Raw genomic sequence first — 21,316 nt, 5'->3', positions numbered from 1 at the left:
TTAAAAGTGTGAAACTCGCGATCCTGTTTACAGAGCGCGAGTTTCAAAAAACTCTTTGTGCTACCTATTTGGGTGATAATTCTGCTTAACTAAGCCGAATATAACCACTACATAATTTTAGGAAAAACACAAGAAATTCAACTGTGCTAAATCCCTTGTTCCACTTATGGCAGTGGGTGGAAAAGTAAGTCGGGGAAAAAGAGGTTGAATTCAATCAAGATAACTGCTGTGATGGACAGCCAGATGGTAGCTGCAACCGGTGCTGTGGAAAGAAATTTAATCAAATAAGCTGATTGAGCGCCTTTGTCTGCCATGAATTTAGTCTCCAAAACGAATGAATTAGTTAAGCTGATTTAGCGTGGGGAAATGGGGATTTCTGAATCCTTGGCTGCTAATTTTCCAGAGAGAAGTTCTTGGACTGCTGCTACTGGCCAAGTAAAGCCTGATGCCATGATGGGTAGTGCCAAACCAAGATCGATTTGGATTTCTTTTAGTTCAGTGTCAGATTCCTTTTTGATTGCTTGCAGATAGGCACGACCTACCCAGCCAATCCAACCAGCAATATATAGAAACAGAATACTGGGAATCAAAAAGTCACCAGCCCGATCTAGACGACCATCAACAATCAAGTGGGGGTAGCCTTCAGGACCACACAGTGCCTGAGAATAACGCTCAAACCGCTTTCTCCCAGATTCGGGATCGGCGGTGGTATTACGGGCATTAGCTGCTAGCTCTTGAAAAGCGGGATTGTCCTTGCAGGGTGTCAAATTAGCCCCTAAAGCTTGTGCTGGGGAGGCAAAGTTGAACCAAAGACAAATCGCTAACATCAAAGCAAACAATCGTCGCATAGAGTTGTTTCCTTTTATTACAAAACAAGAAGTTCTTTGTACAAAACGAAGCGGCTTGTACAGTCGTTTATTTGCATAACTAGGAAGTCATCATACTCTTGGGTGGGAACCGAGTAAAGTTTAAGTAAATAAAAGTTAAAGCTTCTCAACCAAAATTAGAGTGCTGTTAGCGGATAGCTAGGGTTTAGCCCGTGCTGAGTAACGAGTGCTGAGTAAAGGAATTGTTGTTGTAGGGTAGTAAAGAAGCAAGATTTTCTCTCCACTATTCAGGACTCAGCACTCAGCACTCAAGAAATGACAACCGTTTTAGCAATAGAAACCAGCTGTGATGAAACTGCCGTCGCAATTGTTAACAATCGTAAAGTTTGCAGTAGTATTGTAGCCTCGCAAATTCCAGTCCATCAGCAGTATGGCGGGGTAGTGCCGGAAGTAGCGTCTCGCCAGCACTTGGAAACGATAAATGTTGCGATCGCCCAAGCCCTAGAGCAAGCGCAACTAGACTGGGGACAAATTGACGCAATTGCCGCTACTTGTGCGCCTGGACTCGTAGGAGCGCTGTTAGTAGGGTTAACTGCTGCCAAAACCCTAGCGATGGTACACAACAAACCATTTTTGGGAGTTCATCACCTCGAAGGTCACATTTACGCAACGTACTTGAGCGAATCAACTTTAAATCCCCCTTTCTTGAGTTTATTAGTTTCTGGCGGACATACAAGCTTGATTTTCGTCAAAGATTGTGGTAATTACGAAACACTAGGACAAACCCGTGATGATGCTGCGGGTGAAGCCTTTGATAAAGTGGCGCGATTATTAAAGCTAGGTTATCCCGGTGGCCCAGCGATTGATAAGTTGGCACAACAGGGAAATCCCCAAGCCTTTGCCTTACCAGAAGGAAAAGTTTCTTTACCTGGTGGGGGGTTTCATCGTTATGATGCAAGTTTTAGTGGGTTAAAAACGGCTGTATTGCGTTTAGTGCAGCAATTAGAGAAAGATGGTGGACAAGTGCCAGTAGCAGATGTAGCAGCTAGCTTTCAGGAAACCGTAGCGCGATCGCTAACCAAAAGAGCGATCGCCTGTGCCTTAGACTACGGTCTAGACACAATTGCCATTGGTGGCGGTGTAGCAGCCAATAGCGGATTAAGAAAAAACCTCCAAGCCGCCGCCATTCAACATAACCTCCGCGTCCTATTCCCCCCTCTAAAATTCTGTACCGATAACGCCGCCATGATCGGCTGTGCCGCCGCCGATCATCTATCCCGTGGTCATACATCCACCCTCACGTTAGGCGTTGAGTCTAGGTTAGCCCTAACCCAGGTGATGAAGTTGTATCACCCCGTTGAATAGTCATTTTTCATTAGTCATTTTTAACCACCAATGCCCAATGCCCAATGCTCAATGCCCAATAATTAATGACTAATGACAATCGACCGAATGCGATCGGCCACTTCATCCGGCTGTTCCAACATAGCCAAATGTCCGCAATTAGGAATTTCCAGAACATTGTCACCACAATATTGGAACAGCCTGTGAAAGCTAGCTAAATGGCGCACATACTTGGGTTCCATAACCTTATCCTCAGCACCAGCCAAAAAATAAACTGGCTGCTTCAGTTGAGATACTAGCTCAGGTAAACGATTGATTTCTTCCTCCGTTGTGGAATCTAACAGAGTTCCTAACGCTGCTTCTGGGTCAGCCACAACGAAATCAATTAGCCTCTGACGTGCCCAATGACGGTCTAAAGGACGAGCTACACTGGCTCTAGTAAACAGCAAATCAATCAAAGGCACTTGGGAGAGCCAACGCGGACGGACTTGCAAAAATTTCTGACCCGCCGAGCGAAACTGCTCAAAGGCTTCTTTGAGGTAAATACCACCGCCAGCGTTGATACAGATAACTCCCTTAACACACTCAGGTATTCGATCTGCTCCCCAAAGAGCGATCGTCCCTCCCAATGAGTGACCAATTAGCCAAGCACTAGTAATATTCAGCTGTTTTAGGAGAATGGCTAAATCCTGAGCATAAGCCGCAGGAGTATAAAGAGAATCGATTGGTGAGCCAACCGCACTACTGGAGATAGGCATTAGACTCAGAGAAGTTTGGGCCCCACTAAAATCAGTTTTTACCTGAGACTGGGATTCACCAAAACCCCGCAAATCATAGGAAAGGCACTGCAAATCATCTGATAGGCGGGAAATCACAGGTTGCCAATACCCACTGCTATTGAGCCAACCGTGGATAAATACTAAAGCGTGGGGGCAGGAAGTGGGAGCCGTTAGCTCGTATGCGTGTGGAACGCCCAAGATTTCAATAGTTGCCATACTTATATCGTACCCTGAAGGGCGAGTGCGACTAAAGACCGGACAAGAAGAGCTAGGAGTTTGGAGTGAGAAGTGAAGAGTTGTGAATTTTTAACTCATAACTCATAACTCCTAAGTGATTAACTCCTCACTTTTTTCATTTCCCCAGCAACCTCTGTCGGACTCCTTCGGCAATCTTGTGACCGAGATATTCAGGAATGAGGCTTTCATTTGGCCCCAATAAGTAGAGAATTAGCCGTGTACGTCCACGCCAAACCAATAAATTGGCATTGACTACCAGCAGGTCTTCCTGCCAGATGGCGTACATCACTTTGTAGAATAATCCTGGTTGATTATCGGCTTCAATCACTAAGGCAGGGAGATGAAAGACCGGATCGACATAGAATTCAGTTTGTACCTGCTCTAAACCAGTGTCCAGATTGAATTCTACTGCCAGCATCTCTTCTACCTCAAACCGACCTCCTAAAGCCTCGCGGATGGCGCGACAGACATTTTCTGCGGTTTTCTCCGTCAAGGCTTTACTACCACGAGATACCAACAATTTGATAAAAACTAACATTGGTGGACGGATCTGACCGTATAAACTCAGACCGTGAATAGTCAACCCATAAGCTGCTAATACACCAAAAATATCGCTGAGGAGAAAAGACTGGTTGCGGTAAGCAAAATGCAAAGCACTTTTACTACCTTCCGGTTTCAGTTCAATAACAGCGCGTCTAGTTTTATAGAGACGGTAGGCTAGGCGCAAATTTTGCAGTTGAATCTCACTGCTGACGAATTGCTCGTAAAACTGGGGAAACGCTCGGTTAAAGCGTTTTAGGAGTTCCAGTGTTGAAGATTTTAAACCAGAAGCCATTTTTAAGGGTAAAACTCGCTTGCTTTCATCACCTGGGGACTAGGGGCTGGGTGTTGGGGACTAGTAACGTGACGCTCTCTTGGAGACGCTGCGCGAACGCGGACTCGCTTTTCGCGTCGCTAACGTAATTCGTAATTACTATTGCGTAAGGGTTTTAGACATTTCAAAGGGGTAGTTGATTTCCGCCTTGCTGTACTAGGGATTGGCGGCTGGGGACTAGGAAAGAATTTTCCCGAATACTCAATCTCTTGTATACAATTCACTCCTAAGCTAACGTGCATTTAAGCTCTACACGAGCAATTGCCAGGATTTGGTTTTTCCATATTAAATTTTGAATTTTAAGCGGAGACTTCCCACCATCATAACTTCGGTGTCCAATTGCATTGGTAAGTAAGAGGGCGAACTGAAGAGGATGCGAGCTGCAATTTTGAATTAGTTTACATCCTTACCCTTTTGGGGAATTTCTCCTAGCCTCTACAACAAAATGCTAAAGTTGAAAATGATTGGTGTGAAACACGCTCTAACTTGCTGTTACTATTGCAAATCCCGAAAACAACCGAAAAACTTTCAGTGTAAGGGGTTAGCAAATGGGGGTAGCTATGTTAAACGTGAATCAACACTCCTGAGAGTGGAAACCAATTTAGTTATACTACCCGAACCACGTTGGCATGGGTTTTTGGAAAACTTGGTTTAGTACTCCTGAATCTGTAGCGACAACTAGGACAAACCCCTTAGAAGAACGTGTGGATGCTGCGGGCAACTCCAACCCTAGCAGCATTAGCGAAGCTTCTTCAAAGGAGACTCGCATCGTCTTCAGTACGGAGCGAGATATTGACCTGTATGAGCTAGAAGAACTCTGTGATGCAGTTGGTTGGTCGCGTCGTCCTCTAAGAAAAGTGAAAAAGGCTATTGAGCATAGTTTTCTTGTCGCCTCAATGTGGCAGGTGAGAGGAAACCAAAAGCGGCTCATTGGTTTTGCCCGCGCTACCTCAGATCACGCGTTTAATGCCACTATTTGGGATGTGGTGGTTCACCCAGACTTTCAAAGTCAAGGACTGGGTAAAGCACTGATGAAATATGTTCTCAAAAAACTTAGAAGCGAAGAAATTAGTAATGTCACTCTCTTCGCCGATCCTCATGTTGTAGATTTCTACCGGACTATGGGGTTTATGGCTGACCCAGAAGGCATTAAAGGTATGTTCTGGTATCCTCACTAGTATTTAATCAAAATAAAACCCGATTTGCACAAGAAAATCAGGTCAAATGATGAAAATCCGTTATTTTGATTTAGTTTTGCTTTTTTCTGCCGACGAGGGCGCAAGTATATGTCTTGTAAAACTAAGTCGGCAAAAAACCTTATCAGTGTAAATATTTAATCTATCTTATTCTTGGTAAAAAAGATTAGGCATAAGCCGTATGATGTGATATAGTTACCTTAATGCTTTTGGTAAAGCGCGATCGCTTTCATGGGAAACTAAAACCCAAGCCCAAAAAGTAGATAAGTATAACCGGGATGTAGCGCAGCTTGGTAGCGCGCCTGCTTTGGGAGCAGGATGCCGCAGGTTCAAATCCTGTCATCCCGATTTAAGTAATACATTTAATATCCAAAGCGAATTGACAGAGTTTGTTATCCGTAAAAATGTGCAATTTAATAAATTGCACATTTTTACGGATAACAAGCAGATTGCCTGTTAAGTAAGTTGGCATAATAAAACCAACCTGTGTAAAAAAAGACAAACTGGGCTAAAACCGTTTTCCCTCCAGCCTCCAGCCTTATCCCAATGACAAATTTTTACGCCAATCTACTTGTATTGTTTAGTTTGCTGTTAAAGCCTAACAATAATATTACGCCGTTAAGCAGTAAGATATTCCTGGTATTGAGCTTTGTATAGATTTGAGAAGATATTCAAGCAAGCGGGGTGGAACGATTGATTAAGTAATAGCGTCACCCGATATTAGAGAAAGCCGATAGAATGGCATTTATCATATCCAAGGTCGAGAGACTAAGAAACTTTTCACCGTTTGAGAAGACATATAATAGGCATCTACAGAATTTCGTGGTGAATAAGCGAAATCCAGAAAAACACAACTCTAGCACTGTGAATTTGTGAAAACGATACTATAGCAACCCTCAATACTTGGGGAATATTGGATTTTGACCGTTGACGCTTAACCTCAACCTCAACGCGCACAATGAATTTTTCCCAACTGAAATAGATTGCTATATAACTAAAGCTAGTTGGTGCTGTGCAAATCCAACCATTTGTTTAATTTAATTGGATTATTGATGCGAGGAGCAGTCATGAAATCATTTATTCGCTTGGGCGCAACATTGGGCATAGCTGGCAGTGTATTTTTAACGGGACTTTCAGGAATAGGCAATTTACCAGGAATAGGCAATCTAGAGGCGGTAGCGTTGCCACAAGATCAAATTGTGAAAAAGCTCCAAGAAGTACCTGTATTTACGCTTACCAATCCTAAAGGCGAATTCGTAGTTCTTTCGAGGAACAACGCATCTAAGCCTGTTTCTCAAGTGGGATTTTTTATTAGCAAGCAAGATGCTCAAAAATTCCTTGACAATCGGCTCAAAAAAGAAAATCCCCAATTGGCAGGCACCTTACAGGTTAGACCTTTATCTCTGGCAGACTACTATAAAATCGTCCAAGAGAGCAAAAAGAAATCAGACTCCGTAATTTATACTTTAGTACCGACGCAAGAACAAGTAGCTTCGGCAACAAGTATGCTGAATCAAAATGGTAAAAAAGGGCAGCAATTCAATGGGATTCCCTTATTTGTACCCAAATTTAAGAAAGATAATAGCTATTTGACCATTCCCCTTGCAAAAGGCAACGAGCGATTCATTCCATTCTTTTTTGAAAAAGAGCAAGCAGTAGCTTTGTTAGACCAATTCAAAAAAGCCGTGCCAAAGGAAGCAGACAACACTGAAATTCAGGTAGTTGATTTGTACGGTGTTATGGAGGCTCTCAATAGCAGCACCGATCCTAGTATCAATAAAATTGTTCTCTATCCATCGCGGGAGTCCATCAATTTTATTCGCTCACTTGCGCCGAATCAATCATCAGGTGCGAAGCCTGCTGCTGCACCCGCGAAAAAATGACGGTTAATGTACTCCAAGGTTGACATGGGTGAGAAGCATCTGATAGTTTCTGGTTTACAACTTTGGCAGTGGCGAAATGGAGCTATTGAAGCAGCGATCGCCACTGATGTGCCAACAATGGAGGTAGATTGGCTACTCTTAGAAGTTGCTGGGTTAGACCGCTTGGTACTGCGTTTGGAGTCTTTTAAAGACTGGCCGCAAATTCAGCTGCAATTGCCTCTAGAAGAGTTAGACCAGTTATGGCAGAGACGATTAAACGATCGCTTCCCAGTGCAGTACATTGCCAAAGTGACACCTTGGCGTAACTTTCAAATCGTGGTGTCAAGCGCAGTTTTGATTCCCAGACCAGAAACAGAGTACTTAATTGATTTGGCTTTAGTATCTGCTAGTAATGCTTCAGGAGATTGGGCAGATTTGGGTACTGGGAGTGGAGCGATTGCACTAGGATTAGCAGATGTCTTGCCAAAAGCGATAATTCATGCAGTTGATTACAGTTTAGCAGCTTTGGCGATCGCCCAAACCAACGCCGATAATTTGGGTTTTGCCGATCGGATTAAATTTTATCAAGGTTCTTGGTGGGAGCCACTGACACTATTAAAAGGTCAGTTCAGTGGCATGGTGTCGAATCCTCCTTACATACCCACCAGCACCTTACCTACTTTGCAACCAGAAGTATTTAACCATGAACCACATCTAGCTTTGGATGGTGGTGATGATGGCTTAGATTGCATTCGACATTTGATAGAAATTTCTCCCAGCTATTTGCAATCTGGTGGCGTATGGCTGATTGAGATGATGGCAGGGCAAGCGGATGCAGTGCGAGAACTTTTGCAAAATCAAGGAAGCTATTGTAAGATTCAAATTCACGCTGATTTAGCTGGAATTGAACGCTTTGCCCTTGCCTACAAAAGTTAGGAGGGCATGGGGTATGGGGGGGCATAGCACATAGGAAAAATGCTCCATACTCTATACCAATTACGATAAAAATGACACAAGTTTCTTTAACAAATCTAATAGCTGGCGCACGGTCTGGTCTTTTAGTGAGCTTTCCTACAGATACAGTTCCCGCACTTGCGACGATACCAGAAAAAGCCGGGTTAATTTTTACGGCGAAACAACGCAGTCAGGATAAACCTTTGATTTTGATGGCCGCTAGTGCTGAAGATTTGTGGCTGTATGTCAAGGCTAATGAGAATGAGTATCAAGTTTGGCAAGAACTAGCTGAGAAATATTGGCCAGGAGGACTGACGTTAGTTTTGCCAGCAAGTGAACGATTGCCAAAAGTCATGAACCCTATCGATCCAACCACAATTGGTATTCGAGTTCCCAACAGTGCGATCGCTCAAACTATTTTGGCGCAAACAGGCCCGCTTGCGACTACGAGCGCCAATTTTTCTGGTCAGCCGCCTTTACAAAAGATGGCAGAAATTGAGAGTCAGTTTCCTCAAGCTTTAACTCTAGCCATGACAGAATGCCAGGGTGAAATAGCAGCGATCGGTGTACCTTCCACCGTTGCTAAATGGACAGGCATAAATTGGCAGATTTTGCGGCAAGGCGCGATAAAGTTAGATATTTCGACTGATAAACAAATATAGGTAGCTATAATGTTGTTTTCCTGATTTTCACAACGGAGAAATCTGGAACTTTAGTTTGCGCTGCTGTGATCAATTAATAAATTAATAATTGCCAAATTATGAATTGGAGTAACTGGATATATCTAGGAGCAGGACTAGCACTAGGTATAAATTTTCGTCGGTTATTTGGGCGATGGCTACGCCCAGAGCAGGTATCGCCAAACATTTCATCTAGCTCATTCCCTGTAGCGCCATTAGAGCAAGAGGATATGCCACCAATATCGCAACAGCTACAGCAAACGCAGTTAGCATACCTGATGGCAAGGGAAATGAGCCAGTTTAAGGCTGGTTTTTTGGCGCGGACTACCCATGAATTGCGATCGCCCCTCAGTGGTTTGATTGGCTTACATCAGTTAATTTTGTCAGATTTGTGCGAAGATCCGGCTGAAGAACGAGAATTTATTGCCCAAGCTTACGAGCAAACGTTGAAGCTGCTCAAGCTGATGGATGAAATTCTCACCGTTGCTAAAACGGAACACGGTACTAATAAATTAGATTTTCAGCCCCAACCGTTAGCCCAAATTTTGGAAGAGGTTCATAAATTAACTTATATGCTGGCGGCAAATCGCAATTTTCCCTTGCAATTGTTACCCGCCGATCCAGAAATTTATGTTTTGACAGATTATCTCTGGCTCCGCCAAATATTGATAAGTTTAATAGACACTGCCATTACTCAAATGGAGGAAGGCAGCATCTGTATTTCCAGTAGCACCATGCCTACAAATAATTTTGTCAACATTTGGTTAGATATACCAACCCATGCTGTGTCTTGGAGCGAACCGATTGATTTGCTCAAATCCGATCAGCAGCAGATCCAGATTGACCAAAAGGCTGCTTTTTCCCCAGGAATGAGGCTATTAATTAATCAGACTCTGATGGAAGTTATGGGAGGAAAGTTAGAAATCTTGCCTTCGACCATTGCCAATAAACAACATGAGGAAATTACCAGACTACAAATCTCTATCCCCCTAGTGATTCCTGAAGCTGAACTTCTGTAGCAGGAGCAAAAGTAAGGTTAGCTAAGTTGTCTAACACCATCGTAGTGGTGGTGTTAGGCTGGAAACCAATCTTTTTATAAAATCCCTGCTGGTGAGTAGTCATTAGGTAAATGCGCTCAACCCGCCTCATGCGGGGATGACTCAAAACAGTTTTCACTAAATTGCTTCCCAGCCCATTACTTTGATACTCTGGATGAATGACAACATCCCAAATTGTGGCGCGATATATGCCATCAGATGTTGCTCTAGCAAAGCCAATGAGTTGATCGCGATCGCACACAGAAATCACTGGTTCACTGTTGGCAATGGCTATACCTAAATCTTCAACACTGCGTCCCTTTGCCCAGAAAGTTGAAACGTTTAACAGTTCTTGGAGTTGGTAAAGATCAATTTCAGACTTGCGCTCGCTAAATTGAATCCGAGACTCATTCATGTATGGCATCCACTTTCGGCACTATCTTTGTATATTTAAGTCATCTTTTGCTACAAATGGCTGTACGTGTATATGTTGTATATGCAACGAGAAAGATAAATTATTGACAAACCCACTTCCATAGAGGATGAGTTGGCCCTTGTTGACGTATCCGATAAACTTGTTTTTCTAAACGCTGTTTTTCCGACTGTGGTAGTCCAAATAAGATATTCCGGCTTTGCCAAACCAAAACAGAGGCAGTCATCCCAATACAAAAGGCTAAACCGAAGGTAGCGAATGGATGGTAGAAAAGTCCATATCGCACCGCTACCCAGGTAAAATATTGTTGCCACAGATAAATTTCTGTACGTAAACCCCACAAACTAACAGGCGCAATGGTGAGCCATAAACAGCCGACAAACAGCCACCGCCCATATACTGTCAGCTTGTGTAACCTTTGTACTTGTTGAATAAAGGATGCGTCAGAGTTCTCAAATTCTGGGTCAGTGATTGATGGTTCTTCAGGTTGATCCATATGGGAATAAAATTCCAAAGCATGAGTGAGCAGTTCAAAATGCTTTAACCTAATTGTAAAATGCCCACAAGTTTAACTATCCTGAGAGCTAGCAGATGTATCAATTGGCTCTGCGCTCCCCACGATCTGGGATTCACTCCTGCGCTCTCGCCACCAAGCCAGGAGAGTACTGGCGATAAAGATACTTGAATATGCACCCATTGTGAATCCAATAATTAAGGCAAGGGCGAAGTTTCTCAGGGTTTCGCCGCCAAATAGGAACAGGGAAAACAATGTTAGCAAAACGGTTAACGTGGTATTGATCGATCGGGTTAAAGTTTGATTGGTTGCATCATCAACAACTTTGTCAATATGATCGTTAGGGTGTAGATTCAGTATTTCTCGAATGCGATCGTAGATGACCACGGTATCTGTCACAGAGAAACCAGTAATAGTCAAAATAGCCACGACAAAAAGGCTATCAACTTCAATACCTGCGACTAATCCCAAGATGGAGAAAACACCCAGCGTAATCAAAACATCATGGAACAAGGCAAGAATTGCGATTACGGCATAGTCTAGCTGGAAACGTACACTCAAATAAATGACGATGCCAGCAAAGGAAACAACCAGAGCTAATAAACCTTGGGTAAATAGCTGACGGCCAAGTGTTGGGCCAACGGTGTCAATTTGAGTAGCTTTTGGGTCAAAGGCTCCAAGTTTTTCACTCAAAGCTGTTTGTAACTGAGTGCGTTGCTCGACATTTAATGTCTTTGTGCGAACGGATATTCCTTGTTGGTTTTTACCAACAACTTGGATGCTACTATTATTTAACTTTTCAGCGTCAACTACTTCTCTGACATCAGAGATATTAATCGGTTGACTGCATTTGTCTGGTTGCGTACAATCGCGTTCAAATTGTAGTCGCGTACCACCAATAAAATCTAAACTAGGGCGTAGCGGTGCGCCTAGTTGTTGCCAAGAAATCAGCATCGCCACGATGCTAATCATCATCAGGGCGGCAGAAATCGTCCACCAAAAGCTCCGACGTTTGATGACACTAAATTTCATGACTGCACCTCCGCACCTGACTTAATTGACGTTGAGAGATTGGGACAAAACAACTCTGGCTTCCGCAAGTTGGGAAATCCCAATGTTAAAAATAGCAGTGTGCGACTACAAGTAATGGCAGTAAATAAATTCACTCCTAACCCTAGCGCCAATGTCAAAGCAAAGCCTTTAACTAAACCTGCTCCTAACCAAAACAGTGCTGCACAAGAAATTAATGATGTGACATGACTATCTAAAATACTAGACCAAGCTCGGTAAAATCCTGACTCTACAGAACGATATAAAGTTTTACCAGCACGTAGTTCTTCACGGGTGCGCTCAAAAATCAAGACGTTAGCATCAACTGCCATACCGATACTGAGGATAAACCCAGCAATACCGGGGAGAGTTAATGTAATGCCTAACAAAGCGAAGGTAGCATAGGTCAATAGCGCATAGATAATCAAAGAAAAGTCGGCAATTAACCCTGGTAGTCGGTAGTAAACTAACATGAAAACCAATACTAACAGCAATCCGCCAATCCCAGCGTAAATACTGCGTTGAATACTATCTTTACCTAATGTTGCCCCGACGGTACGGTTCTCAACGATTTCTACTGGTACGGGTAATGCCCCACCGCGTAGTTGCACGCCTAAGTCATTGGCTTGTTGGGCGGTAAACCGTCCTGTAATTATGGCAGAGCCACCACTAATCCCGGCGGCGGCAAATTCTATACCTACGGTAGGAGCGCTAATCAGTTCATTATCCAGAAAAACACCAATGCTCCGTCCAGTACCGGCAAGATTTTTCGTCAAATTGGCAAACAGTTCACCACCCTTTTGGTCGAAGCGAATGGTAACATGCCAGTTGTTACCTTGAGTGGGTTCACCATAAGCATCCTTGAGGTATTTGCCAACTAGCGGTGGATTGGTGCTTTCAAACAATTCTGCGATCGCTTGATTATTTTTTTGTAAATCTTCTTGATTCTTAGCAATTGCTGCTTTATCAGTACTCTTTCTCAAATCTTCTTGCTTGACTTTCAATTCGGCTCTAGATGCTTGGAAAGCAAATAGTTGAGTTTCTGTATTCGGCTTTTGGGTACGAAATTCTAACTGTGCTGTCCCCCCTAGTACCCGTTCGGCTTGTTCTGGATCGTTGACACCTGGCAATTGTACCAATATTTTATCGGAACTGACTGTTTGGATTACTGGTTCAGAAACACCCAAACCATTAATCCGACCTTCGACAACTTTCTTTACACCTTCCAATTCGCGTTCGGTGATTTTGGGGATTTCTGGTGATGGTTTCACCTGAATTGTGAGTTGTGAACCTCCCCGCAAGTCCAGTCCCAGGGGTATCGGAATTGTCGCAATCACCGTTATTGCGGCGATTATCATAACTAAAATCAAAATTAATAGCGATCGCTGTCTTTGCATACCATAACTCGCAACTGACAAAGGCTATAATAGCGCTCTTTTATGGAGTTATGAGTAAGTATTGGGTACTAGGGATCGGGGATTGGGAATTGGGAATTGGGAATTGGGAATGAGTTATTCTCCTAGTCTCCAGTCCCCAGTCCCTAGTCCCCAGCCTCCAGTCCCCAATCCCTAGACTCGCAACGCCACCATTTTTTCTACAGCTTCCACGATTTGCTCTGGCTGGATGATTGTTAATCGTTCTAGATTGCCGTTGTAAGGCGTGGGGATATCTTGGGAAGAAAGCCGTAGTACTGGCGCATCTAATTCATCGAATAAGCGATCGTTTATTGAGGCGATGACTTCTGCTCCGATACCCGCAGTTCGCATGGATTCTTCCACTACAATCACTTTATGGGTTTTACGTACTGATGCACCAATTGTATCAAAATCTAATGGTTTGAGGGATATTAAATCAATAACTTCTGGATCATATCCTTGTTTTTCAAGTGTTTTTACCGCTTGCAGCACATGATGCCGCATCCGAGAATAAGTGATAATTGTGACATCTTTACCTTCGCGCACAACTTCGGCTTTATCTAAAGGTAGTAAATATTCTTCTTCTGGTAAATCTTCTTTCAAGTTGTAAAGCAAAACGTGTTCAAAGAACAACACGGGGTTATCATCGCGGATAGCAGATTTTAGTAGTCCTTTGGCGTTTCTTGGTGTGGAACAGGCAACAATCTTCAACCCTGGCACAGCTTGGAAGTAGGTTTCTAGTCGCTGGGAATGTTCTGCACCTAGCTGCCTTCCTACACCCCCAGGGCCGCGAATTACCATTGGAATTTTAAAGTTACCACCGGAAGTATAGCGCAGCATCCCAGCGTTGTTGGATATTTGGTTGAAGGCGAGCAATAAAAAGCCCATATTCATGCCTTCGATGATGGGACGTAACCCAGTCATCGCTGCTCCTACTGCCATGCCGGTAAAGCTATTTTCAGCAATGGGGGTGTCTAGAATGCGAAGTTCGCCATATTTTTGGTACAGGTCTTTGGTAACTTTGTAAGAACCGCCGTAGTGTCCTACGTCTTCACCGAGAACAAATACGCTGGAGTCTCGCGCCATTTCTTCATCAATGGCTTCCCGTAAGGCGTTGAAGAATAGTGTTTCTGCCATTTAGACCTTTTAGTACGATTATGGTTTTAGAATTTTATCGTGCTGCTGTCGCAAATACGGTGAGCGATCGCACTAGTTAGAGATTGGTTTTTTAAACGAATCGCCCAAGCATAGAGCAGCTATATTAATTTAGATTTTAGAGGTTTTATGAGCGATCGCCTCACCCTCTAGCAAATGCAACTGATTTATTTATGTAATAAAACTTAGAGAGGTAGTATCAAATAATTTAAATTCAAAGATGCCAACCTAACTTTAGGTTTTTCTAGAGTGGTTTAGGCGAAGTCATAACCCACCAATTCACTAAGAATTAAGGTTCTAGTTTCTGTTTTTGCCTAAGTTCTGCCAATCATAAAAGCCAAAGATAGCCTGGAAAATGACTTCCAGAGATATCTCTTTTGTTAGGTTACGAGTTAAAAAGGGCTTATTTAGTGGTAACTGACTAAATATTTGTTTAAAAGAATTACAGATTAGCTAACCATAGGCTTGCATTCGCTCTCCATGAAAAGAGGGTGTGACGATTTGTCGTTGACGTTTGTGGCGATAGCCTTCATTAAAGACGATCTTCAATTCTAGTGAAAGTCTAGATTTGTAGTTGATGTCTATGCTGTAGCGATCGCTCCCGTAGTCGCATAAAGCAATTTGCTGTGAGAATGTTGCTGTTATCAGAGTTTTTGGGAACTATAGGATTGTCAGAGAATAAATTTATCAACTCAGTCTGCAAAAAATTAGAAGCTACTTAACTGCGATCGCAGAGCAATAGGAAACAATAAGAAATAGAAAATTTATCAATTATTAAAATTAATATTTAGTCAATTTAGTTGAATATCATCGTCATCGAATAATTTGTGGTTCACAATTGATAATTAACTACGGTTTTAGTTCAACAGAATTTATTTATGGAAAGACAGCAAAGTTTTGTCCTGATAGCAAATAAGCTAAACTATGCATAGGCGATCGCGAGATGTAAGGTAGAAAAAGCCTTGCCAAACCGGGAACTGTTGCAACGACAAGGTTCAGAGATTATGATGACCATCACAATTTATTAGAAACACAAGTAAACAACAAATTTTCTAAATAAAGATATCAAGCAGTTACTTTATAGATATTTTGGGGAACTCTATAACTGTAGTTCCAAGATTCTGTCCTCAAAATTTATGACCAATGTACTTAATCACCCAATAGCTACGCTTAATCTTTCTTTAGAACGCGATATATTTTTACGTACATTAATCAGAGAATTGTCTGGTACTTTGCAGGATGTAGTTGGTTTAGAAGAAGCTTCTGGATTTATTAGTGTAGTTGGTGAAAGGATGGCTACGCAGATCAACCAAGATTACAAATCTGCTCTGGAAGTCTCAAATCTTTCCCCTAACCAGGTTACTGATGTCTTGATTGATTTAAAAAGACGAATCCAAGGCGATTTTTATGTTATCGAGCAGGATGATGAAAAAATTGTCTTTGGCAATCGCGTCTGCCCATTTGGGGAAAAAGTGCTTAATCGCCCTGCCATGTGTATGATGACTTCAAACGTATTTGGGACGATCGCAGCTAACAATCTGGGCTATGCGAAAGTAGAATTGCAAGAGACAATAGCACAGGGTGCTTCTGGATGTAGAGTTATTGTTTACTTAAAACTTACAGAAGAGGCAGAAGATGCAGAAGGTCGAGAATACTTTAAGGGATTAGAATCTGTATAAACTCTTCATTACTAAAATAACTCTATAGTACAAGCTTGAGTGCAGATATGTAAATTAGAATCGAACCCTGAAATTGGAATCCCCATGACTCCTGAACAATTTCTTGAATTTGCCAGAGTTTTACCAGAACCTTTGCTCTTGGTAAGTGGAGAGGGTCAGTTGTTAGCGACCAATCCACCATTAGCAGATATGCTGGGGTTACGTCGTCAGGAGCTGCGGGGAAGAATGCTCTTTGAACTTGTAACTCAGTCTACTGAAGATGTTGTAAAGTACCTGCAAGCTTGTTCATCTAGCAGAGCAATGGTGATTGGCTCCTTGACTTTACGAAAGAATGATGGACAAACGCTAATATGTCGTAGTCAAGGAGCCGTTATTCAACCTTGGTCTCCTGAATCTTCAGCTTTAATTCTCTTACGCTTAGAAAATAGAAGTTTAGCCAGCAGTAATTTTGTTCTCCTAAACCAGAAAATCGATCAGTTAGCAAAAGAAGTCCAGAGACGTAAACAGGCAGAGGAAGCGCTCTTGAAAGCTAATCAAGAGTTAGAAATTCGGGTTGAGGAACGTACAACCGCTTTACAAGAAACACTAAACGAACTACAACTTACCCAAACTCAACTTATCCAAGCTGAGAAAATGTCTAGTTTAGGTCAGATGATCGCTGGTATTGCTCATGAAATTAATAACCCGGTGAGTTTTATTCATGGGAACCTTCACCACGCCCATAAATACACTCATGATTTACTGAAATTGGTGCAAATTTATCAACAAGTTTGTCCAAATTTATCTACAGAAATCCAACAGGAACTAGAAGAAATAGACTTAGATTTTTTGATTCAAGATATAACTAAACTCTTCCAGTCAATGCAAGTAGGAACAGAACGAATTCAGGAAATTGTTAAATCACTACGTAATTTTTCTAGACTTAATGAAGCAGAACTTAAGGAAGTTAATATTCACGAAGGAATTGATAGTGCTTTAATGATTTTGGAGCATCGACTCCAAGCTAGGCATGATTACTCAGAAATAAAAGTCATCAAAAAATATAGTCAGCTACCTAATGTAACTTGCTATCCCGGTCAACTAAACCAAGTGTTTATGAATATACTTGCTAATGCAATCGATGCACTTGAAGCTTCGGTAGGCAATTCAGAAATAACTGACAATCAAAAGCTGATAAGAAATAATCTCCAAATTCAAATCAAAACTGAAGTAATCGATGACAAATGGGTAACGGTTAGTATTGCTGATAATGGTTTGGGAATAAGTGAACAAGTTCGCTCAAAGGTATTCGATCCGTTTTTCACTACTAAACCCGTGGGTAAAGGCACGGGACTAGGGCTATCCGTAAGCTATCAAATTATAGTTGAAAAACATGGCGGACAACTTAGCTGTTTTTGTGTTCCAGGAAAAGGTGCGGAATTTGTTATTAAGATACCTGTTAATTCAGGCTCGTAAAATTTTAGGAATTACAGAAATCAATTGCCCCTACAATTGATTTCTGTAATTCCTAGCATAATTGGTATTAAAAGATACGGAGAACGCCTGTTTGCTAATTAGCAAACAGGCGTGTCTTTGAGTACAAAGTTGTATTAAGACTCGATTAAATCTTAGCAGTAGAATCAACTGAGGGTTGAGACTGACTAACCGAATCTAACTTTGGTAAAAGCACTAGATTTTGTGTTTTTACATTACTTTTGATTGTTGCTTGCAAAAATGGGGTATTGGAGATGGAATTGTTAGCCAATGTAAACAGTGGATTTGACAAAATCCCTGCTATAGAAGTGGCAATTAATGTTACCACCAACCCTACTTGCAAAGGTCTTAGCCCAGGTAAATCCCAACGCACTTGGGGATAATTTTTTACTGCGTCGGACATTTCATGGGGTTCTTTGACTACCATCATCTTAACTACGCGAATGTAGTAGTAGATGGAGACAACGCTGGTAACTAAGCCCAGTAAGACTAACCAATAAAGTCCTGCTTGCCAACCTGCCCAGAATAAGTAAATCTTGCCAAAAAACCCAGCTAATGGTGGAATACCACCCAAGGAAAGCAGGGCAATACTCAAACCGAGTGTTAAGAGTGGGTCTTTTTGATATAAGCCGGAGTATTCGGCAATCTGGTCGGTCCCTGTCCGCAGTGAGAACAGGATGATGCAGGTAAAGCCGCACAGGTTCATGAACAAGTAAACCAGTAGGTAAAATATCATACTGGCATACCCGGCTTGTGTCCCAGCAATCAAGCCAATCATCACAAACCCAGCTTGGGCAATGGATGAATAAGCTAGCATTCGTTTCATGCTGGTTTGGGCTAGGGCGACTACGTTACCCAAAATCATGCTGAGAACGGCTAGAGCAGTGAAGACAAATCTCCACTCGTCTGCAACCAGAGGGAAGGCTGTTGTCAGCAAGCGGATAGCTAGGGCAAACCCAGCTGCTTTGGAACCGACAGATAAAAAGGCGATGACTGGGGTGGGAGCGCCTTCGTAAACGTCTGGTGTCCACTGGTGGAAGGGTGCGGCGGATATTTTGAAACCAATACCTGCGATCGCAAAAACTAGGGCAATCACTAAACCTAAAGATTGACCGACTTTCGCTGTGGCAATGCCATTAGCGATCGCACTTAATTCAGTTTGTCCTCCAGATAGCCCATACAGCAGTGATACACCGTACAAAAATACTGCCGTACTGGAAGCTCCAATTAACAAGTATTTCAGCGCCGCTTCATTGGAGCGAGGATCGCGCTTGGTATAACCTGTCAACAAATAAGAGGAAATACTCAGGGTTTCTAGGGAGATGAAAATCATCACCAACTCACTAGCCCCGGATAAAAACATCCCTCCTAAAGTAGCACTCAGCAAAATGGCGATGAATTCAGCTAAAGGAGTACCGCTTTGCTCGACGTAGCGAATTGACATCAGTATAGTAGCGATCGCAGACAAGGCAATGATGCCGCGAAAGACGATACTCAGGTCATCACCATTAAAGCCACCGGTAAAAGAGATGGGATTAGGAGAGTCCCATTGAAAATATAGGGCGAGAATGGAAGCAAATAAACCTGCGATCGCTAGATATCCAATCCAGCGTGCAGATGTACGCCCCAAAATCAAATCAACAATCAAAACCCCCAAGAGGGTGAGAATAACAATCCCCTCTGGTAAAATCGTTCCAGCGTTTAGCTGGGATGCAATATTAGCAAAATCCATGAGATGTATAGGTTTTGGCGATTAGACATTAAGGCTAACTCTACGTTCACTCTAGCAAGTTTTCTAATCCCCAGACTAGCTGTTTGAACAAGAGCTTAACAGCTTGGGTGCAGATTGCGATTGCACCAACTTCACTAGCTTACCAGCAGGTTTCCCAGTATCTACGAATTAACCTAAAAATTTTCCTACTTGTTTTTCAAGGCGTGACCTTAATTAAACAGGACTTACAAAGAAAGGTAGGAGGTTAAAAATATTAAAACTAAAGTTGCTGAGTCTAAAGCTCAGTTTAATATTGAATTATACCGAGACGCGCAGCGCGTTAGCGTAGCGGCACGTTCGCGGAGCGTCTCGTAGAGAAGTGCGGTATAAAGCGTCCAAGATCAATCTCACGTTTTTAAACCTGGGTTCCTCCAGCATAGCTGCCTTGTCTATGTCTACGACACGCTGCGCGAACCATCTCCTGCCTCCTGAAGCAAGAACCCTCTAAAACTCTTATTCCTTTGTGTCCTTTGCGTCCTTTGCGGTTCGTTTTATCATGATTTTGCGTAAGTCCTATTAAATAATGATGCCTCGGTTGCGATCGCTATCTACAAAAAGCTCATTAATAATTAATAAGGACACAGCAATGCTGTGCCCCTACAAGATTCATAACTTCTAACTTTCTTAAAAATCTACTGATGGCAGCTTACCTTGTAACGACTGAAATTTAGACTGAACGCAGTTTGCACAATTGCAACCAACTCCATCGCTAATCGGATTGGATGTTTGAATCAAGTTCAGTATTGTCGGTTCAGGAATTTGTTGTGTAGATACTACGGTAATAATGTGTGTAGCATCTACATATTTTAGGCTGGATGCATTTGCTGGGTTAACTACCAGCAAAATGGATACCAGGAGTGTAGAAAAAGCCAGTAAAACCAGTTTGACTATGTTCATAATTTACACAAACCTTTGGTGATACAGAATAACCAATAAATTGCCGAACTTCAACTTTTAGCTGCGCCCGAATCCTTGACCCCGCAAAACCTTTGACCAAATAATTAATTCCCCTTGCTCACCACCTGCGGCTAGTAATTTACCCTGGGGATGCCAAGCTAGGCTAGAAAAACCTCCTGAAACACCTGTAATAATTTGTGATACTTCCTTGGCTTTGTTCCACAAACATAACCAGCCATCAGCAGCAGCAGAAGCGAGAAGGAAGCTTTTGGGTGCAAAGGCGATCGCATTAATCACACCCACATGATTTGTTAATACTCGTGCTTCCCAGCCTAAAGTATCATCCTCTAGTTTTTCCCACACCACAATCCCTTCAACGCTAGAAGATGCCAGTATTGGCGCACCCACTTTGGTGGTAGCTTCTGACCATGCTAATTGGCGAATTTTACCAGGGAAGCCACGCATTACCCAAGGGTCGGGATTGTTCCATTCCAAAACGGTGATACTACGATCCATGTTGCCAGAAGCAAGGAATTTACCATCAGGCGACCAAGCGATCGCTACGCTGACAGTAGTCATATCTAGGTTGTATGGTTCTTCATCCCAGTTTTGACTGTGCCAAATCTTGACTCCCTTGTAACCATTAATGGCTAAGTATTGTCCGTCAATCCGCCAATCTATACCTAATACTGAAGAATTTTCAAAATTCAGCGTCACGACAATTTCACGAGTATCTGCATCCCAAACTTGGACATAACGCCCCAAACTAAAAGCCAGTTGGTTACTAGTGTAATTCCAAGCTAGCTTGTCAACCCATGCGGGGGCATTTTCCAGCGTGGCGATTAATTCAGTATCGCGCCAAATTTTCACCTGTCCATCTTGTCCGCCAACGGCTAAAAATTTTCCATCTGGGGAAAATGCCAGACAGTCTACTGATTTACCGTTACCAGTTTGTAAGGTTGTGAGTTCGCCATTATTCCATAGAACGACTTCCCCGGCGGCAGAAGTTGCTGCTAAAGTTTGACCTTGTGGCGACCAAGCGATCGCAGTTACATAATCTGAAAGTGTCCCCGAATAATGTTGTTCAAATTCCTTAGATTTGCTGGTTGTGGAGTTCATATTTTCTACAGGAGTTAGAA

20 protein-coding genes and 1 tRNA gene are annotated in these 21,316 nt (G+C 42.6%); 9 read left to right on the top strand and 12 right to left on the bottom strand.

Annotation, left to right across the window (positions count from 1 at the left end):
* Positions 1–164 precede the first annotated feature (164 nt).
* Both psaJ and V7K38_RS26295 read right to left on the bottom strand, forming a co-directional pair.
* Positions 165–314 carry a photosystem I reaction center subunit IX gene (gene psaJ / locus V7K38_RS26300; RefSeq protein WP_334862159.1) on the bottom strand — a complete coding sequence of 50 codons (150 nt, stop codon included), beginning with the start codon at positions 312–314 and terminating at the stop codon, positions 165–167.
* 39 nt (positions 315–353) lie between these two features.
* Positions 354–848 carry a Photosystem I reaction center subunit III gene (locus tag V7K38_RS26295; protein ID WP_334862157.1) on the bottom strand — a complete coding sequence of 165 codons (495 nt, stop codon included), beginning with the start codon at positions 846–848 and terminating at the stop codon, positions 354–356.
* A 294-nt stretch (positions 849–1,142) separates the two neighbouring features.
* On the opposite strand from V7K38_RS26295, the gene tsaD reads away from it, so the two are divergent.
* The gene (gene tsaD / locus V7K38_RS26290) at positions 1,143–2,192 is read left to right on the top strand and encodes a tRNA (adenosine(37)-N6)-threonylcarbamoyltransferase complex transferase subunit TsaD (RefSeq protein WP_334862155.1); all 1,050 of its coding nucleotides are present in this window, start codon (positions 1,143–1,145) and stop codon (positions 2,190–2,192) included.
* Between the two features lie 62 nt (positions 2,193–2,254).
* Here the strand turns inward: tsaD and V7K38_RS26285 are convergent, their stop codons facing one another.
* A complete protein-coding gene (locus V7K38_RS26285) occupies positions 2,255–3,166 on the bottom strand; it encodes an alpha/beta fold hydrolase (protein ID WP_334862153.1) in 912 nt (303 codons plus the stop codon).
* A 136-nt stretch (positions 3,167–3,302) separates the two neighbouring features.
* On the bottom strand, positions 3,303–4,022 hold the full coding sequence (locus V7K38_RS26280) for a hypothetical protein (protein WP_012410214.1): 720 nt from the start codon (positions 4,020–4,022) through the stop codon (positions 3,303–3,305).
* A gap of 668 nt (positions 4,023–4,690) precedes the next feature.
* Between V7K38_RS26280 and V7K38_RS26275 the strand changes: the two genes are divergently transcribed.
* The 6 genes from V7K38_RS26275 (at position 4,691) to V7K38_RS26250 (ending at position 9,772) form a co-directional block, all read left to right on the top strand.
* Positions 4,691–5,239, top strand: a complete 549-nt coding sequence (locus tag V7K38_RS26275) for a GNAT family N-acetyltransferase (protein ID WP_334862151.1) — start codon at positions 4,691–4,693, stop codon at positions 5,237–5,239.
* 292 nt (positions 5,240–5,531) lie between these two features.
* A tRNA-Pro gene (locus V7K38_RS26270) sits at positions 5,532–5,605 on the top strand.
* Positions 5,606–6,324: 719 nt separating this feature from the next.
* Positions 6,325–7,140, top strand: coding sequence for a Tic22 family protein (locus V7K38_RS26265; protein ID WP_334862149.1), 816 nt, complete (start codon positions 6,325–6,327; stop codon positions 7,138–7,140).
* A gap of 6 nt (positions 7,141–7,146) precedes the next feature.
* Complete coding sequence (gene prmC, locus V7K38_RS26260) at positions 7,147–8,055, top strand: peptide chain release factor N(5)-glutamine methyltransferase (RefSeq protein ID WP_442940804.1); 909 nt, start codon at positions 7,147–7,149, stop codon at positions 8,053–8,055.
* 71 nt (positions 8,056–8,126) lie between these two features.
* The gene (locus V7K38_RS26255; RefSeq protein ID WP_334862147.1) at positions 8,127–8,735 is read left to right on the top strand and encodes an L-threonylcarbamoyladenylate synthase; all 609 of its coding nucleotides are present in this window, start codon (positions 8,127–8,129) and stop codon (positions 8,733–8,735) included.
* A 98-nt stretch (positions 8,736–8,833) separates the two neighbouring features.
* Positions 8,834–9,772 carry a sensor histidine kinase gene (locus V7K38_RS26250; protein ID WP_334862145.1) on the top strand — a complete coding sequence of 313 codons (939 nt, stop codon included), beginning with the start codon at positions 8,834–8,836 and terminating at the stop codon, positions 9,770–9,772.
* On the opposite strand, the gene V7K38_RS26245 is transcribed toward V7K38_RS26250, so the two are convergent.
* From V7K38_RS26245 to V7K38_RS26225, 5 genes are all read right to left on the bottom strand, one after another.
* A complete protein-coding gene (locus V7K38_RS26245) occupies positions 9,735–10,205 on the bottom strand; it encodes a GNAT family N-acetyltransferase (RefSeq protein ID WP_334862143.1) in 471 nt (156 codons plus the stop codon). The genes V7K38_RS26250 and V7K38_RS26245 overlap by 38 nt on opposite strands.
* A gap of 100 nt (positions 10,206–10,305) precedes the next feature.
* Complete coding sequence (locus V7K38_RS26240; protein WP_334862141.1) at positions 10,306–10,719, bottom strand: hypothetical protein; 414 nt, start codon at positions 10,717–10,719, stop codon at positions 10,306–10,308.
* 72 nt (positions 10,720–10,791) lie between these two features.
* The gene (gene secF / locus V7K38_RS26235; protein WP_334862139.1) at positions 10,792–11,769 is read right to left on the bottom strand and encodes a protein translocase subunit SecF; all 978 of its coding nucleotides are present in this window, start codon (positions 11,767–11,769) and stop codon (positions 10,792–10,794) included.
* Complete coding sequence (gene secD, locus V7K38_RS26230) at positions 11,766–13,184, bottom strand: protein translocase subunit SecD (RefSeq protein WP_334862228.1); 1,419 nt, start codon at positions 13,182–13,184, stop codon at positions 11,766–11,768. Before secD ends, secF begins: the two co-directional genes overlap by 4 nt.
* 171 nt (positions 13,185–13,355) lie before the next feature.
* Positions 13,356–14,339 carry an alpha-ketoacid dehydrogenase subunit beta gene (locus V7K38_RS26225; RefSeq protein WP_334862137.1) on the bottom strand — a complete coding sequence of 328 codons (984 nt, stop codon included), beginning with the start codon at positions 14,337–14,339 and terminating at the stop codon, positions 13,356–13,358.
* Between the two features lie 1,154 nt (positions 14,340–15,493).
* Between V7K38_RS26225 and V7K38_RS26220 the strand changes: the two genes are divergently transcribed.
* Both V7K38_RS26220 and V7K38_RS26215 read left to right on the top strand, forming a co-directional pair.
* Entirely contained in the window at positions 15,494–16,036 is a 543-nt protein-coding gene (locus V7K38_RS26220) for a methanogen output domain 1-containing protein (protein ID WP_334862135.1), read from the top strand.
* An 84-nt stretch (positions 16,037–16,120) separates the two neighbouring features.
* Positions 16,121–17,491, top strand: a complete 1,371-nt coding sequence (locus V7K38_RS26215) for an ATP-binding protein (RefSeq protein ID WP_334862133.1) — start codon at positions 16,121–16,123, stop codon at positions 17,489–17,491.
* A gap of 145 nt (positions 17,492–17,636) precedes the next feature.
* On the opposite strand, the gene V7K38_RS26210 is transcribed toward V7K38_RS26215, so the two are convergent.
* The 3 genes from V7K38_RS26210 to V7K38_RS26200 all read right to left on the bottom strand — a co-directional run bounded on the left by V7K38_RS26210 (position 17,637) and on the right by V7K38_RS26200 (position 21,296).
* Complete coding sequence (locus V7K38_RS26210) at positions 17,637–19,241, bottom strand: NAD(P)H-quinone oxidoreductase subunit N (protein WP_334862131.1); 1,605 nt, start codon at positions 19,239–19,241, stop codon at positions 17,637–17,639.
* 663 nt (positions 19,242–19,904) lie between these two features.
* Positions 19,905–20,177, bottom strand: a complete 273-nt coding sequence (locus V7K38_RS26205; protein WP_334862129.1) for a hypothetical protein — start codon at positions 20,175–20,177, stop codon at positions 19,905–19,907.
* 57 nt (positions 20,178–20,234) lie between these two features.
* Positions 20,235–21,296 carry a WD40 repeat domain-containing protein gene (locus V7K38_RS26200; protein WP_334862127.1) on the bottom strand — a complete coding sequence of 354 codons (1,062 nt, stop codon included), beginning with the start codon at positions 21,294–21,296 and terminating at the stop codon, positions 20,235–20,237.
* Positions 21,297–21,316 lie beyond the last annotated feature (20 nt).

This window comes from Nostoc sp. (assembly GCF_036917465.1).
Lineage (GTDB): Bacteria > Cyanobacteriota > Cyanobacteriia > Cyanobacteriales > Nostocaceae > Nostoc.
Note: the sequence above shows the minus strand (reverse complement) of the source record. Positions and strands in the feature narration are given on the sequence as shown.